Annotated in this window: 17 protein-coding genes; 9 read left to right on the top strand and 8 right to left on the bottom strand. The window is 56.0% G+C overall.

Annotated features, from left to right (window positions below; translation table 11 throughout):
* Nucleotides 1-78 precede the first annotated feature (78 nt).
* Complete coding sequence (locus CAG25_RS20735; RefSeq protein WP_085613159.1) at nucleotides 79-936, top strand: LysR substrate-binding domain-containing protein; 858 nt, start codon at nucleotides 79-81, stop codon at nucleotides 934-936.
* Nucleotides 937-957: 21 nt separating this feature from the next.
* Here CAG25_RS20735 and CAG25_RS20730 read toward each other — a convergent pair whose 3' ends face one another.
* The 4 genes from CAG25_RS20730 to CAG25_RS20715 all read right to left on the bottom strand — a co-directional run bounded on the left by CAG25_RS20730 (nucleotide 958) and on the right by CAG25_RS20715 (nucleotide 3,509).
* A complete protein-coding gene (locus tag CAG25_RS20730) occupies nucleotides 958-1,479 on the bottom strand; it encodes a hypothetical protein (RefSeq protein WP_085613158.1) in 522 nt (173 codons plus the stop codon).
* 1 nt (nucleotide 1,480) lies between these two features.
* Nucleotides 1,481-2,209: an alpha/beta hydrolase gene (locus tag CAG25_RS20725; RefSeq protein WP_085613157.1), complete on the bottom strand. Its 729-nt coding sequence runs from the start codon at nucleotides 2,207-2,209 to the stop codon at nucleotides 1,481-1,483.
* Between the two features lie 3 nt (nucleotides 2,210-2,212).
* Nucleotides 2,213-2,710, bottom strand: a complete 498-nt coding sequence (locus CAG25_RS20720; protein ID WP_085613156.1) for a PAAR domain-containing protein — start codon at nucleotides 2,708-2,710, stop codon at nucleotides 2,213-2,215.
* A gap of 139 nt (nucleotides 2,711-2,849) precedes the next feature.
* The gene (locus CAG25_RS20715; RefSeq protein ID WP_085613155.1) at nucleotides 2,850-3,509 is read right to left on the bottom strand and encodes a ribonuclease T2; all 660 of its coding nucleotides are present in this window, start codon (nucleotides 3,507-3,509) and stop codon (nucleotides 2,850-2,852) included.
* 165 nt (nucleotides 3,510-3,674) lie between these two features.
* Here CAG25_RS20715 and CAG25_RS20710 point away from each other — a divergent pair, with 165 nt between their 5' ends.
* The 6 genes from CAG25_RS20710 to CAG25_RS20685 all read left to right on the top strand — a co-directional run bounded on the left by CAG25_RS20710 (nucleotide 3,675) and on the right by CAG25_RS20685 (nucleotide 8,965).
* Complete coding sequence (locus CAG25_RS20710; protein ID WP_064598036.1) at nucleotides 3,675-4,157, top strand: hypothetical protein; 483 nt, start codon at nucleotides 3,675-3,677, stop codon at nucleotides 4,155-4,157.
* Between the two features lie 95 nt (nucleotides 4,158-4,252).
* Nucleotides 4,253-5,971 (top strand): copper resistance system multicopper oxidase, encoded by a 1,719-nt coding sequence (locus CAG25_RS20705; protein WP_085613154.1) that lies wholly within the window; start codon nucleotides 4,253-4,255, stop codon nucleotides 5,969-5,971.
* 11 nt (nucleotides 5,972-5,982) lie between these two features.
* Nucleotides 5,983-6,840, top strand: a complete 858-nt coding sequence (locus tag CAG25_RS20700; protein WP_085613183.1) for a copper resistance protein B — start codon at nucleotides 5,983-5,985, stop codon at nucleotides 6,838-6,840.
* A gap of 32 nt (nucleotides 6,841-6,872) precedes the next feature.
* Nucleotides 6,873-7,247: a copper homeostasis periplasmic binding protein CopC gene (copC, locus tag CAG25_RS20695; RefSeq protein WP_085613153.1), complete on the top strand. Its 375-nt coding sequence runs from the start codon at nucleotides 6,873-6,875 to the stop codon at nucleotides 7,245-7,247.
* A gap of 3 nt (nucleotides 7,248-7,250) precedes the next feature.
* Nucleotides 7,251-8,114, top strand: coding sequence for a copper homeostasis membrane protein CopD (gene copD / locus CAG25_RS20690; RefSeq protein WP_085613152.1), 864 nt, complete (start codon nucleotides 7,251-7,253; stop codon nucleotides 8,112-8,114).
* A 59-nt stretch (nucleotides 8,115-8,173) separates the two neighbouring features.
* Complete coding sequence (locus CAG25_RS20685) at nucleotides 8,174-8,965, top strand: transporter substrate-binding domain-containing protein (RefSeq protein WP_178076496.1); 792 nt, start codon at nucleotides 8,174-8,176, stop codon at nucleotides 8,963-8,965.
* 3 nt (nucleotides 8,966-8,968) lie between these two features.
* On the opposite strand, the gene CAG25_RS20680 is transcribed toward CAG25_RS20685, so the two are convergent.
* Nucleotides 8,969-9,178 carry a hypothetical protein gene (locus CAG25_RS20680; protein ID WP_064598047.1) on the bottom strand — a complete coding sequence of 70 codons (210 nt, stop codon included), beginning with the start codon at nucleotides 9,176-9,178 and terminating at the stop codon, nucleotides 8,969-8,971.
* A 186-nt stretch (nucleotides 9,179-9,364) separates the two neighbouring features.
* Between CAG25_RS20680 and CAG25_RS20675 the strand changes: the two genes are divergently transcribed.
* Nucleotides 9,365-10,030, top strand: a complete 666-nt coding sequence (locus CAG25_RS20675; RefSeq protein WP_085613150.1) for a TIGR02466 family protein — start codon at nucleotides 9,365-9,367, stop codon at nucleotides 10,028-10,030.
* Between the two features lie 42 nt (nucleotides 10,031-10,072).
* Here the strand turns inward: CAG25_RS20675 and CAG25_RS20670 are convergent, their stop codons facing one another.
* Nucleotides 10,073-10,432, bottom strand: a complete 360-nt coding sequence (locus CAG25_RS20670; protein WP_007955862.1) for a DUF6124 family protein — start codon at nucleotides 10,430-10,432, stop codon at nucleotides 10,073-10,075.
* Nucleotides 10,433-10,899: 467 nt separating this feature from the next.
* On the opposite strand from CAG25_RS20670, the gene CAG25_RS28475 reads away from it, so the two are divergent.
* Nucleotides 10,900-11,100 carry a pyocin activator PrtN family protein gene (locus CAG25_RS28475; RefSeq protein WP_371857734.1) on the top strand — a complete coding sequence of 67 codons (201 nt, stop codon included), beginning with the start codon at nucleotides 10,900-10,902 and terminating at the stop codon, nucleotides 11,098-11,100.
* Here the strand turns inward: CAG25_RS28475 and CAG25_RS20660 are convergent.
* Nucleotides 11,097-12,326 carry a hypothetical protein gene (locus tag CAG25_RS20660; protein ID WP_143492982.1) on the bottom strand — a complete coding sequence of 410 codons (1,230 nt, stop codon included), beginning with the start codon at nucleotides 12,324-12,326 and terminating at the stop codon, nucleotides 11,097-11,099. The two genes, CAG25_RS28475 and CAG25_RS20660, sit on opposite strands and share 4 nt — an antisense overlap.
* A gap of 5 nt (nucleotides 12,327-12,331) precedes the next feature.
* Entirely contained in the window at nucleotides 12,332-14,308 is a 1,977-nt protein-coding gene (locus tag CAG25_RS20655; RefSeq protein WP_085613148.1) for an ATP-binding protein, read from the bottom strand.
* Nucleotides 14,309-14,318: the final 10 nt, after the last annotated feature.

Below are 14,318 nucleotides of genomic sequence, written 5' to 3'. Positions count from 1 at the left end.
TTATGAACTCGGGGTGATAGTGTGAAATTAAATAAATAGCCGACCGTCAGTTGCCAAACAAATATCGAGGCCGCCGCCATGCTGGATCTGGAACTGCTGAAAACCTTCGTCTGCGTGGTCGATGAAGGCAGCTTCACCCGCGCCGCCGAACGCGTCCACCGCACCCAATCCACGGTCAGCCAACAGGTGCGCAAACTGGAAGACCTGGTCGGTCACGCCCTGCTGTTGCGCGACCGCACCGGGTTGAACGTCAGCGTCACCGAGCACGGCGAACTGCTGATTCATTACGCCCGCCGCCTGCTGGCCTTGTCCGCCGAGGCCAGCGAAGCCCTGGCCAGCGATCTGGATCTGGAAATCCTGCGCATCGGCATGCCCGAAGACTTCGACGCCCGACGCATGGCGCTGATCCTCGCCGGCTTCACCCGCAGCCACCCGCAAGCGCGACTGGAAACCGTCAGCGGCATGAGCCTCGACCTGCGCCAACGCCTCGACAGCGGCGAAATCGACATCGCCCTGATCAAACGCGAACCCGACAGCGGCCCGGCCTGGGCGACCTGGCCGGAACGACTGGTTTGGGTCAAGGGTGCTGAGTTCGACTCATCCAGTGGCGTGTTACCGCTGGCGCTGTTTCCCCAGGGCTGCCTGTACCGACAACGGGCGATCCGCCTGCTCGACGTGGCGCAACGCCCCTGGCGGGTGGCCTTCGGCAGCCACAGCCTGACCGGCATTCAAGCGGCGGTGGCCTCAGGGCTTGGGGTTTCGGTGCTACCGGCGTCGGCGGTGTTGCCGGAACATCGGGTGTGCACGGACTTGCCGCCGCTGCCACCGACGGAACTGGCGCTGGTCAGTCGCGAGGGGGTGTTGAGTGGATTGCAGCGGGGGCTGGTGGAGTTTTTGCGGGGAGAACTGGGGGTGGATGCGGGGGGATTTGCTTGATCCCCCCGATGGGCGCTGAGCTCAGGGCTTGTTGACTTCGCGCAGCAGGTCTGCGACCGGGAGGTTCATGGTGTTTGAGTAGTAGGGTTTGTAGCCCCAAGCGGTAATGACGACTTTGCAGGGGACCTGGAGCTTTCCGGACAACAGGCCATTCAACTCCTGAGTTGAAAGAAATTCCTGAGTTGAACCGTTATTTACGGTCTGCCTTAAAGTTGCACTCGTCACGTAGTTGTATTTCCCACCTGCCTTGTTGGCCTCATCTACATCAATCAGTCCGTACGCCGAATACCTGAAGCGGTTAGTGATAGAGAAGTCCTGATCGTCACCCAGCGCACATTTCAGAGTTGTCGAAGCGGCGCCTTCCCTCATTCCTCTCCCAAACAGATCCAAAAGATTTACATCAGAGCCGTAGTAAATTTCGTAATACAGGCCGTTGGGCTTTCTCTCTATCGCCAGAAAATTGAGATTTGCAGGCTGGACCGTATGGTTTTTAGCGCAGGCTGAACACAAGGTAATCAGTAGAAGTAAAAGAGCGTTTTTCATATCAGCAAACGTCCTTGTTGATAGCTTCAAACATAAGGTCACTGGCTGACTTTCCCTGAGCGATGGGCCTGGTGAACATCGCTGGGGCATTGGCGTGGTTCGTATCCATATTCACATTGACATTGGGTCCACTGACCACTTGCCACTTCTCTCCAAAGTCGGCTACCGAATCGGACTGATCGGGCCTCGAGGGTGTGGCTTTGATATTGATCCAATAATCGGCCACCGGCGTCGGTTTCTCTCCGTATATATCAGATCCCAGCCACACCAGAGTGCCCTCCCCCACAGGATCCAGCGTTACCAACATATTGATCCTGTATCCCCACTCAGACATGACACGGGTCAAGTGGGCTCCGTTCCATCCACCCAAACTATGGCCCACTATATAGATAGGGCAGGATTTATAAGGAATCAGGTTCAGAACATATTTCTGAATATCCTTCTTCCCCCGAACCTCGTTGTACCCAAGCCACTCGGATTTATACTTGCCCTCTTTTTCCAGCTTACCGTTTCGATCATCAAAGCCAGATTTAGCTTGGTTAACGTTTTCAAAGGGGCCGGAAAAGTAATAGCTCTCCTTGTCACCCGCCCCGCCGATAAAAAAAACAATCGCCTTGGTACTCTCCACCGGAACAGCCTTCACACTGACATCCTTCTTGTCCGTCAGCGTATGTTCCTTGTGCAGCTTGTAATTGTTGCCTTTCTCGCACGTAACCGTTTCCGCACCCATGCCTCATTCCTCCAGAAACAGTTTGATGGTTTCCGGAAGATGCGAACTGATCGTGTGGGTAAAACCGGCGGCGTCAGACATGCCGTGCTCCATCCGACCGTCCGCGCGCTGAATCATGTACGGATGATTCGGCATCGGTTCGCCGGTCGTGTCGTTCACCAACTGCAACTTGTCGGTGAAGTGCACCGGCATTGGCAGCAGGCCGCTGAAGGGAGCGTTCACCACGGTATCGCCGATGATGACGGTCCCGGAGCCGCCCACCACCACATTCCCGTGACCACCGGTGCTGTCCAGGGTTGCGGCGTTCAGGCCATTGATAAAAACCGTCGAGGCAACGCCACCGGTAATCGGACTGCCGCACGCCGACTTGTCGGTCATTCGTGCAGCGGGCAGCCCGTCGAAATTCACATTCGGCGAACCGCTGACAATCGGGTTGGTGCCATGCCCCGGCAATGGGCAAGCCGTCGGGTCGGTCACTCGGGCAGCGGGTTTTCCGCTCATGAAAAAGCTCCTTGCAGTATCGCGTCATCATCCGTGGGGCGCGCAGCATGAACAAAGTCCTTCCATTGATCAAACCCGATTGCAAAAAAAACAGGCGCCTAAAAAGGCGCCTGTTTTTTATGACCGGTAACCGCTCCGGTCAACGCGATGGCGGTACTCGAATATCCCCCGCCCGGCACTGGGTTTTCACGCCCTTGCCGCAGGCGCCGAATTGCAGGTCCTTGCCCATGCACACGCGCACTTCCGAGAGTTCCGGGCCGTTGCAGATGACGGCGATGCCGTCTGACGGGATGCCCGGATTGCTCTTGCGGAACAGATCGGCAATTTCCTGCGCTTCGAAGTAATAAGAGCTACTGAACGGTTGCAACTCTTGCGGGATGTTCACCGCGGCCACGGCCTTGTCCGCTTCGTCCAGATAGCCCATCGCGCCGAGGCCGCTGCAGGTGCCGTGTTTGCTCCATTCGTGATCGAGCAGTTTCTTGGTCGGGAACAGCGTCAGGCCTTTAGCTGTTTCGGCGGCCGACAGGTTGGTCAGCGGTGGGCAGGATTGCGGCCAGCCGCCCTTGGCGTATTGCGGCCACAGGCCATGCAGGACAAAACCGTAACCCTTGCCGGTGCATTGCGGGTCATCCTTGTGGGTCAGGCAAAAGGTCGGCGACCAGGACAACGTCAGGAGGTAGTAATCGAATACCCCCGCCACCGATTCCGCCTTGCTGGCAGACGACTGGCGTGCCGAACTCAGGCCGATGCTACCGACCGTCAGCGCAATCAGCGCCATAATTGTAAAAAGCTTTTTCATGTTCCCGTTCCTTGGGACGCGTGCGTCCGTGGTTTCTGTGGTCTGACCATCACTTGGCCAGACGCTGATTGAGTCATGCCCGTGTTGCAGGCGCATGACGCAGGGCAAAACGTGCATTACTTTGAAAGGACTACGATGAAGTTGAAATCACCACAGGGAACCGACATGAGTAAAGCAGACGAACTCGCCGCGAAACTCAAACAAACCCGGCACACCCATGCTGACGAAATCACCTGCGCCGAACTGGAAATCGATTGCTGGCCGGCTCAGGTCTACGCCTTGTATCACCGTATCGAGGGCTGGTTGCAACCGGTCACCGAAGTAGGACTGAAGATTCGGCGCAATCCTACGCATGTTTGCGAATCTTCTTCGGATGGCGAGACCCACGACTACGCCATCGACCAGTTGATCATCGAAGCCAACCACCACAGCCTGACGTTCGATCCCATCGCCCGCTTCACCGAAGACGGCGCAGGGCGCGTGCAAATCGTCCTGCCGGGGCGCGAAGCATCGCTGCTGCGCACGGTCGATGAGCACGGTGAAAGCCATTGGTGGTTGCAGACGCTCGAAACCGGGCAACAGCTGGATGCGATTGCGTTGACGGAAAACAACCTGCTGCTGGTGGTCCAGGAAGGTCTCGGTTTGTAGGTTGAACCTGACACAACTGTAATCCGCGCCTCAGCCAGCTGAAAGCTGCCGCTGGTTAGCCTCCCCGTCATTGGTCAAACGGGGACTTCCAGCGCATGCCTTCCACCACCTCAAGACGCACCTTCGTCAAAGGCCTCGCCGCCGGCGGTCTGCTCGGCGGCCTCGGTCTGTGGCGCACGCCGGTCTGGGCCTTGAACAGCCCCGGCCAGGTCAACGAGTTAAGCGGCACCGACTTCGAGCTGTTCATCGGCGAAACCCCGGTCAACTTCACCGGCCAGCCTCGCACCGCCCTGACCATCAACGGCAGCCTGCCCGGCCCGCTGCTGCGCTGGCGCGAAGGCGACACCGTGACGCTGCGGGTGCGCAACCGGCTGAAGGACAGCACCTCGATCCACTGGCACGGCATTCTGCTGCCGGCCAACATGGACGGCGTACCGGGCCTGAGTTTCAAGGGCATTGAGCCGGGCGGCGTGTACGTCTACCAGTTCAAGGTTCGCCAGCACGGCACCTACTGGTATCACAGCCATTCCGGCTTGCAGGAACAGGCCGGCGTCTACGGGCCGCTGGTGATCGACGCCCGGGAACCGGAGCCGTTCCAGTACGACCGCGACTACGTGGTGATGCTCAGTGACTGGACCGACGAAGACCCGGCCAGCCTGATGAATACCCTGAAAAAGCAGTCCGACTACTACAACTTCCACAAGCGCACCGTCGGCGACTTCATCCATGACGTCGGCGAAAAAGGCTGGGGCGCCACCGTCGCCGATCGCACGATGTGGGCGCAGATGAAGATGAATCCCACCGACATCGCCGACGTCAGCGGCGCCACGTACACCTTCCTGATGAACGGCCACGCCCCGGATGACAACTGGACCGGCCTGTTCCGTCCCGGCGAAAAACTGCGGCTGCGGCTGATCAACGGCTCGGCCATGACCTACTTCGACGTGCGCATCCCCGGATTGAAAATGACCGTGGTCGCCGCCGACGGCCTGCACGTCAAACCGGTCAGCGTCGACGAGTTGCGCATCGCCGTGGCGGAAACCTACGACGTGATCGTCGAGCCCGCCGCCGACGCCTACACCCTGTTCGCCCAGGCCATGGACCGCACCGGTTATGCCCGAGGCACCCTTGCAGCGCGCGCCGGATTGTCGGCCCCGGTGCCGGCGCTGGACTCGCGCCCGCTGGTGACCATGGACGACATGGGCATGGGCGGCATGGGCTCTGGTGGAATGAATCATGGCTCCATGGACATGGGCAGCATGGATCACTCAAGCATGAACATGGGCCCGATGCAGGCGCACCCCGACAGCGAAAAGGACAACCCGTTGGTGGACATGCAAGCCATGACCACCGCCGCAAAACTCGACGACCCCGGCCTCGGCCTGCGCAACAACGGTCGCCGCGTGCTGACCTACGCCGACCTGCGCAGCACGTTCGAAGACCCGGACGGCCGCGACCCGAGCCGCACCCTCGAGCTGCACCTCACCGGCCACATGGAGAAATTCGCCTGGTCGTTCAACGGCATCAAGTTCTCCGACGCCGAGCCGCTGCTGTTGAAGTACGGCGAGCGAATCCGCCTGGTACTGGTCAACGACACGATGATGACCCACCCCATTCACCTGCACGGCATGTGGAGCGATCTGGAAGACGAAAACGGCAATTTCCAGGTGCGCAAACACACCATCGACATGCCGCCCGGCACCCGTCGCACTTACCGCGTCACCGCCGATGCGCTCGGCCGTTGGGCCTATCACTGCCATCTCCTGTACCACATGGAAATGGGCATGTTCCGCGAAGTGCGGGTGGAAGAATGAGGATGCCGACCATGACTCGATTTGCCGCGCTTTCGTTGTCGCTTCTGTCGATGGCTCCGGCATTCGCCGCCAGCGACATGCAGGGCATGGATCACAGCCGGATGGGCGATCTGCAAAGCATGGACGACGGCATGATGCAGCCCGCCGCGCCGACCGAAAGCCGCACACCGATCCCGGCACTGACCGACGCCGACCGCGCCGCCGTGTTCACCAGCCACGCCGGACATCAGGTCCACGACAGCGCCATCAACACGTACTTCCTCGCCGACAAACTCGAATGGCAGGACGCCGACGACGCCAGCATCCTGGCCTGGGATTTGTCCGGCTGGATCGGCGGCGACATCGATCGGCTGTGGCTGCGCTCCGAGGGCGAACGCAGCAACGGCAAGACCGAAGACGCGGAAGTCCAGGCGCTGTGGGGCCACGCGATTTCGCCGTGGTGGGACGTGGTCAGCGGCGTGCGCCAGGACTTCAAACCCGGTGCTCCGCAAACCTGGGCCGCATTCGGCCTGCAGGGCATGGCGCTGTACAACTTCGAAGCCGAAGCCACGGCGTTCCTCGGCGAAAACGGCCAGAGCGCGCTGCGGCTGGAGGGCGACTACGACATCCTGCTGACCAATCGCCTGATCCTGCAGCCGACCGCCGAACTCAACGTCTACGGCAAAAACGACCCGCAACGCGGGATCGGCTCGGGCCTCGCGAACACCGAAGCCGGGCTGCGCCTGCGCTATGAATTCCGCCGCGAATTCGCGCCCTACATCGGCGTGACCTGGAACCGCACCTACGGCCACACCGCCGATTACGCACGGGAAGAAGGCGAGGATCGCAGCGAAGCGCGACTCGTCCTCGGCGTGCGGCTGTGGTTCTGAATCCCATCAAAAAAACAACACTGAGGTCTTGCATGCGCACATTGGAAATCTCCCTCATCCTCGCCAGCGGTTTGCTCCTGAGCACCCTGGCCCAGGCCCATCCGAAACTGGTGTCGTCGACCCCGGCCGAAGGTGCCGACGGCGCGGCGCCCGGCAAGATCGAACTGCATTTTTCGGAGGATCTGCTGACCCAATTCTCCGGCGCCAAACTGGTGATGACCGAAATGCCCGGCATGGCTCATTCGCCGATGCCGATGAAGGCCAAAGTCAGCGCAGGCAGCGACCCGAAAACCATGCTCGTCACCCCGCTCACGCCCTTGCCGGCCGGCACCTACAAGGTCGAATGGCGCGCGGTGTCGTCGGATACGCACCCGATCACCGGCAACGTCACGTTCAAAGTGAAGTGAGCGATGGCTGAACTGATCAACATCCTCCTGCGTCTGGCGCTGTATGTGGATTTGCTGCTGTTGTTCGGGCTCGCGTTGTTCGGGCTGTACAGCGTTGACGCGGTGCTGCGGTTTCGGCCGCTGCTGCGCGGGATGGCGTTGATCGGGGCACTGCTGTCAGTGGCGGGACTGGTGCTGATGACCCGCGCCATGAGTGGCGAAACGGAGTTCGCGGCGCTGTGGCCGCACCTGCAAATGATGGTGCTGGAAACCGACGTTGGGTTGGCGTGGACGCTGCGGATGATTGCGCTGATCGCCGTGGTGATCTGGCCGGGATTGTGGCTGGCATCGATGGCCGGCGCCGTCGCCCTCGCCTCCCTGGCCTGGAGCGGACACGGGGCGATGGATAACGCGTGGCACCTGCTCAGCGACATCCTGCACCTGCTCGCAGCGGGGGCGTGGCTGGGCGCCATGCTCGCGTTGATCTTGATGTCGCGGCTCGATGCACTGTGCAGCGAAGCGCGCATTCGTTCGCTGGCGGATTCCGTCAAACGCTTCGAAGGCGTCGGCGCGGCAATTGTGCTCATCCTCTCGATCACCGGCGTGGCGAATTACCTGTTCATCGTCGGCCCGACACTGGGCGAAGTCCTGCTCGGCACCTACGGTATTCTGCTGGCGATAAAGGTTGTGTTGTTCGGGGGAATGTTGGTGTTGGCCGCGTTGAACCGCTTCCACCTCGGGCCTTTGCTTGAGCAATCGTTGCGCGCCGGCCAGCATCAAATGGCGGCCAACGCCTTGCGCCGCAGCGTGGCACTGGAGCTGATGATTGCGCTTCTGATCGTGGGACTGGTGGCGTGGCTGGGCACGTTGAGCCCGGAACCGGGGTGACACCCGGCAAACCCATTCACTACACTGGCCCGCACCTCCACTGCACAAGCCCGATCACAATGACAATTCCAAAAAGCACGATGATCTTCTGCGGCCTGCTGGCCATGGCCGGCGGCGCCCAGGCACAAGAACCGGCCTCGCACCTCGACACCATTCAGCAACAAGGCCAGTTGCGCGTCTGCACCACCGGCGACTACAAGCCCTACACCTTCAAACGCCCGGACGGCGGATTCGAAGGCATCGACATCGCCATGGCGCAATCCCTGGCCGACAGCCTCGGCGTCAAGGTCGAATGGGTACAGACCACCTGGAAAACCCTGATGCCGGACATGCAGGCCGGCAAATGCGACATCGGCGTCGGCGGCATCTCGGTGACCCTAGAGCGCCAGAAAAAAGCCTTCTTCAGCAACACCCTCGACGTCGACGGCAAGATCCCGCTGGTGCGCTGCGCCGACCAGTCCAAATACCAGACCATCGACCAGATCAACCAGCCAAACGTGCGCTTGGTCGAACCCGCCGGCGGCACCAACGAAGCCTTCGTCCACGCCTTTCTGCCCAAGGCGCAACTGGCGTTGCACGACAACGTGACCATCTTCGAGCAACTGCTCGACAACAAGGCCGACGTGATGATCACCGACGCCTCCGAAGCCCTCTATCAGCAGAAACTCAAACCCGGCCTGTGCGCCGTCAACCCGAGCCAGTTCATGCAATACGGCGAAAAAGCCTACCTGCTGCCGCGCGACGACATCAGCTGGAAACTCTACGTCGACCAGTGGCTGCACCTGAGCAAAGTCACCGGCAAATACCAGAAAGTCCTGAGCGAATGGATCGCCGTACCAGCAGCTCAGTAACCCTCAATCGTCATGCATCAGGCCGGAGCTGTACTGGTTGAAACTGTTACCGATATTGCTCCCGCCGAACTTCAACGTATTCACGTTCCGCGCCTGCGGCGACTGACAGTCGCTGGAGAAACAACTGGTGGTGGTCAAGCCACCGGAGCCGGAGCAGGCGGTTAGAACCGAGATGGTGGCGACGAGCAGCAGCGCTTTGAGTGGATTGTTCATGGTGGGTGGCGCTCGGGTGGGGTCGGGAACTTGTAGAGGGATCGTAGGCCTGTGTGGGTGGCGGGAAGATGAAACTTGCGGGGGTTTCAGCGTGGGTTCAGGTTCGGCCTTTCACAAAGGTTTACATCGGCTTTTCAGTTCGCTCGGTATAGTTTTTTGCAACTTGAGCAACCCAGAGAACCCGCAATGCCGTCGACCAGCCACTTGGTAAATCCTGACCTGATAAAGATTCGACGGCTGTTCACAACGCCCCTCGCCAGCATCCAGTACCCCGATGCCGCAAAACTTAATTCCCAACTGAAAACCATCATCACAACCCGCATGGCGCAAGATCGCAGCGGCGCCCAGCGCAGCAACGACGGCGGCTGGCAGTCCGCGAACGACTTCCATGAATGGGGCGAAGAAGCCAGCGACGCTCTCGTGAAGTTCGCCAAAGCGTTCGCCGTGCAAATGACCGCAGTGCACAGCGAACAATTCGGACTGACCGAACCGAGTTTCGAATGGAAACTCAACGCCTGGGCCAACGTGAATACCGCAGGCCACAGCAACGCCCTCCACGGACATCCGGGCGCCTTCTGGTCAGGCGTCTACTGGGTGGACGCCGGCGGCCGAGAAGACGACCCGACCGTCGGCGGCGACCTGGAATTCGCCGACCCACGCGGCATGGTCGCCTCCACCTACAACCCCGCACTGCGAATGCGCGTCGAAGACTGCATAACCGCCGGCTTCAGCAGCACCTGCGCCGCCAGCAGCGGCACCTTCATCATGTTTCCGTCGTGGTTGATGCACTCGGTTCGACGGTTTGAAGGGACGAGGCCGAGGATTTCAGTTGCGTTTAACTTTGGTGCCTGAGGCACAGAAAATCAGCCCTCCGCGACAGAGGGCCGCAACGACCTACTTCGGCTCGACGTTATCCAGCGCCTGATTCACCGCCAACGACCCCAACATCACCAACTGCGCAATGCCGATGGCGGTTTTGCGGTGGGCGGGTTCCAGGGTGGCGGCGAAGTTGTTGAGCATTTCGGAGGCTGATCCCAAGGATTCGCTGGCGTTGGCGAGCAGGGATTCGGTGTCGTAAGCCGGGTTGGCGAAGTACATCGGGTCATGTTGGGTGTGGCTGCCCATGATCCGTTGCTGTGGGGTGAGGTAGTGATCGAGGGCGCGCTCGGCGGCTTCGTTCAGGGTTCGTGAATCGGGGAATTTGTAGGGGGAGACTGGATCGGTTTCTGGTGGGTTGGGTGTTGGTTTGAACATGGAGTAACTCCCGACGGATAAGAGGTTAGGAGCCACCACCTTCGCTACCAAACTAGGGTGGAGGCCATACGCAGGTTGGTAGACCGGCCGTCAGGAACCCCGGCGCATCCGAAGATGCCCTGCGCATGACCACCATAAAACGAAGGCGCTGAAAGCCTCCGCAAGACAGTAGTCTTGTGCTTCTGACGGAATCCGGGCTACCAAACCCGATCACTGGATTTCAGTGACCCAGGAACGATAGAACCCCCGTGCTAGAGGCACAAGCCGGCGGATTCTGTCTTAGGTGTAGGGGGTGGCGCAAGGTGGTGTAGGGTTTGGATGACTACGACAAGGCTCATTTAAACGATCGAGTTTTTTGTTTAAAACAATGCTACGAATTTGAGGTCGTCAAATCGCACCCATCCATCGCGCAGTGCCAACTGTAGCGCCGCCAAGTCAAGTTTGCGCTGATCACATGGGATTAACTGTTGAAAATCATCAGGAGAAATAGGCACCCCAATATAAGGTTGAGTGCCAAGTCTCAAAAGGCAGCTTTAGGAGTTCACCTTTCTGATTTAGCAATGTATATAGACATTCATCGGACGAGAGCGGAAGCTGATCATAAAAAATATAGGCCGATGACGAAGGTGGGCGCAGAGAATAACATACCTGCACCCAACTCTAATTAACCGCGAGCAGCCAGCAGTTGAATCACCTTGGCATGCTCACCCCTCGCCCACTCTACGTACGAGTCCACATCATATCTGGCGGACTTCATAAGTCTTACAGATGATGTCAGAGCCTCCTCAAATGCTTCGTCGCTTCTAAGATGCTGATCCACATCGAGAATATTAGATATCGATTCAATGACCGATATCCTGCATTTACTAACAGCGACGGCAGCATCCTCGCTTTGCTGGTTAACACCACCCGCAGCCAGTCCAAAAACGTCAACAGCCTTAGTTGGTATCTTGGAGCACCAAAACCCGAACGATATCATGTCACATGTGGACTTCGGGTCTAGCTTAACATTATAGCCGAACAGCTTAAGCATTTTAGACTTATAGGCCGGAGCCTGAGATGCCAATGCGCTAAGAACCCACTTTCCAATTCCAGCACTCACCAAATTATTAAAAGAAACACTGTCAATTTTTGATGTGTCAATCTTCTGACCAACGAGAACTTCCGCGCCAAAAATATTCAACTCTATACATTTATCATAAACAGCTCTATCTAAATCAAAAATACCTTCTAGAACTTTTACAAACTGCTTAAATGTATCAGCATGCACCATATCCTCATTGGTGCGAGTGGTAATAAAAAACAGCCAATCTTCAGTCCTATTGTCAGCTTGGTACCTCAGGAGCTCAAAAAGCGCTTCATAGTAGTTACTTTGAGATTCCATAGGTGGAGACTCCAAAAAGCTTCCACACAGATCAATATTTATTACATCATAAGTTGGCGCTTGCTTAATAATACTTTGGTACGCAATCGAACTCTTATTTGACAATCTTTCGAGCTTATCTTGATGAACACCAGAAGAGGGATCGACAAATTCTAGTCCACGCAGCTCATCAAGAGATATAAGCTGATCCATTGTCGACTCTTTATCCTCAACCGGAATTGCATTCAGACCGGTGAATCTAATACGCACAGCCTTTTCCGCGCAAGTCGAATACAAAGCTCTTACATCGAGTAAATCAGGACCAGGCAGACTCAGATATTCCAATGAACGAGCTTTTGACTTCAAATCAAGCGAGTCTATCAGGCTAGCGATTACCTTATTCCATTGATTACTACGAATAAATTGTTTGCGTGGTTTATGCCAAGGCAAAAACTTCTTTTTAAGAATCACCTTCGCATGGCTAACATCTTCGTAACCAAGCCCCGAATCCAACTCGTCACCGCGATCCATGCTTATCATTTCTTAACATCCAAAAGAAATATATTACCGATGGCACTGATTAGTTTTTCTACTTCAGTTGAAGTCAAACTTGAAAGGAGACCGTAAGACTCTAGGATATTGGCAACAGCAATAAGCTTATCTTCGTGAAGCGCCATTCGCGCCTTCTCGGTACTGGATACGGGCCGTGCACCCAAAAAAACAACGCCGCGATCAATATTAATAGTGCCGGGAGAGTCTAAGAGAGACGGCTGCTCACCCTTCGAAGACGAATAAAATTTTACCGACTTAGTTTCAGTAAAAACTTGAACTACGGAATTGATATCCTCCTTGATTTTGTCAACCTTCTCTTTATTTTTTACTGCAGCGCTACCCTTACTTAACGACTTATTCTTGCTCATAAATTGACGAAGAGCGTTGTGCATCCACTTCTTCAAATATTGATAGTGTGGATGAGCAACGTTATACGATTCTCGATCGATATTTAGTGCAGGATCCAGCCCCTTAATAGCAAATACTTCACCGGTTAACTGCCGAAGCCGCGTCTGCTCGGAAATCTGATAGTCGAGAAAGCTTGCGTCAAATAGAGTACCCGTTGCCCCGTTGATTCTAATTAAACAGCCATTATGCTCCAACGGTACTACCTTGTGATTCCAGAGCATGTAATACTCAAATTCGAGCTCACCGCCTCGATAGCTTTCTGGAACGCTACTTAACGACGGGCTTGCGCCGCCGACAAACATTAGCTGTCCTTTCTTATTATCAACTTCTCCAGCAATAGAAATTGGCCTACGCAATTCAACATCATCAATAAAAACATCAAAAGGCAAGTCACTTTCGGTACGCTTCGCACACAACTTAAGCTTTGACTCAAGCGTTTCACCAGGCAATAAATCTACCTTAGTAGCAGAGCTTCCTCGCCCTCCATTGCTAATAATATAGACATCAACATTATCAGACGCGCTGACATCAAATGGATGCTTCTCGATATAACGCACTGGAACAGAGAGACTAATTGACCATATCATTCTTAAGTAAGAATCTACGCATTCTTTGAGCTTAACGTTTCCGCGTTTAGCATCTACAGTCAACTCCGATACCTTAGAGACGAATTTCTTAAATTTTTCTAAAGGTGTATCTGTTGGCAACCAAGGCAATACTGCGGTGGTGATAAGCTTTTCACTGTCTGATGGATCTACTTCACCTATGTGAAAGTCGGGAACTCGAGGCAAGTCCTGTAAGTCTTCTTCAAGATCAAACTCGACTTCTTCAGGCTCTTCCTCTGCCTGCCGCTGATACTGAATAGCGTTCCAAGTTAGCTTGGACTGCAAACTTTCTCTTACGAAGGGTCTTACCTTCAGCAACGTAATTTCAGTGCCAGAATAATCCAAATCTTCCGCAGGAACATAAGTAATTTCGGCCCGACCTGTAACATACGTATCCTCATCCACGTCTGCAACCACTTCGGATTGAGGCCTAAGTATAATATCGCAGACCAAACGCTTATTTGCACCCTTAACTTTGGAAACTATCACAATATGGTGGGTGATTTGTGAGACGGAAAAAAGCCCGATACCCAATTTCCCGATTAGACGCCGACCATTTGGACTAAGATTTTTATCAGCCTCGCTTGTAACCTCATGATCCTTACCGTCATTGCTTCTTTTTAGACTTCCACCGATATTACAAATAATATGCGCTAGAGTATTTTCATCTAAACCGTGCCCGTTATCACGGACCACTATTTGGGAAAACCGAGGCGCATCTGTAAAAACTCTTACCTCGGTTGCATCAGCGTCATAGGAGTTCGCGATTAATTCCCGTATCGCAGAAGCGGGTTCGCGATAAATCCCATCTGTAATGCGAGCAAACACACGCTCGTTAGTTTTCAGCGTCGCTACAACGGGCTCATCATAAAGTTTGGTTTTCGATAATTGACTACGAAGAGAAATCTCCTCTTCGGAAAGTTTACTGTTCTCAGCTACGTCTTCCATAACATACTCG

This window comes from Pseudomonas sp. B16(2017), assembly GCF_002113205.1.
GTDB lineage: Bacteria > Pseudomonadota > Gammaproteobacteria > Pseudomonadales > Pseudomonadaceae > Aquipseudomonas > Aquipseudomonas pharyngis.
This window is presented reverse-complemented; position numbering and strand designations above follow the sequence as displayed.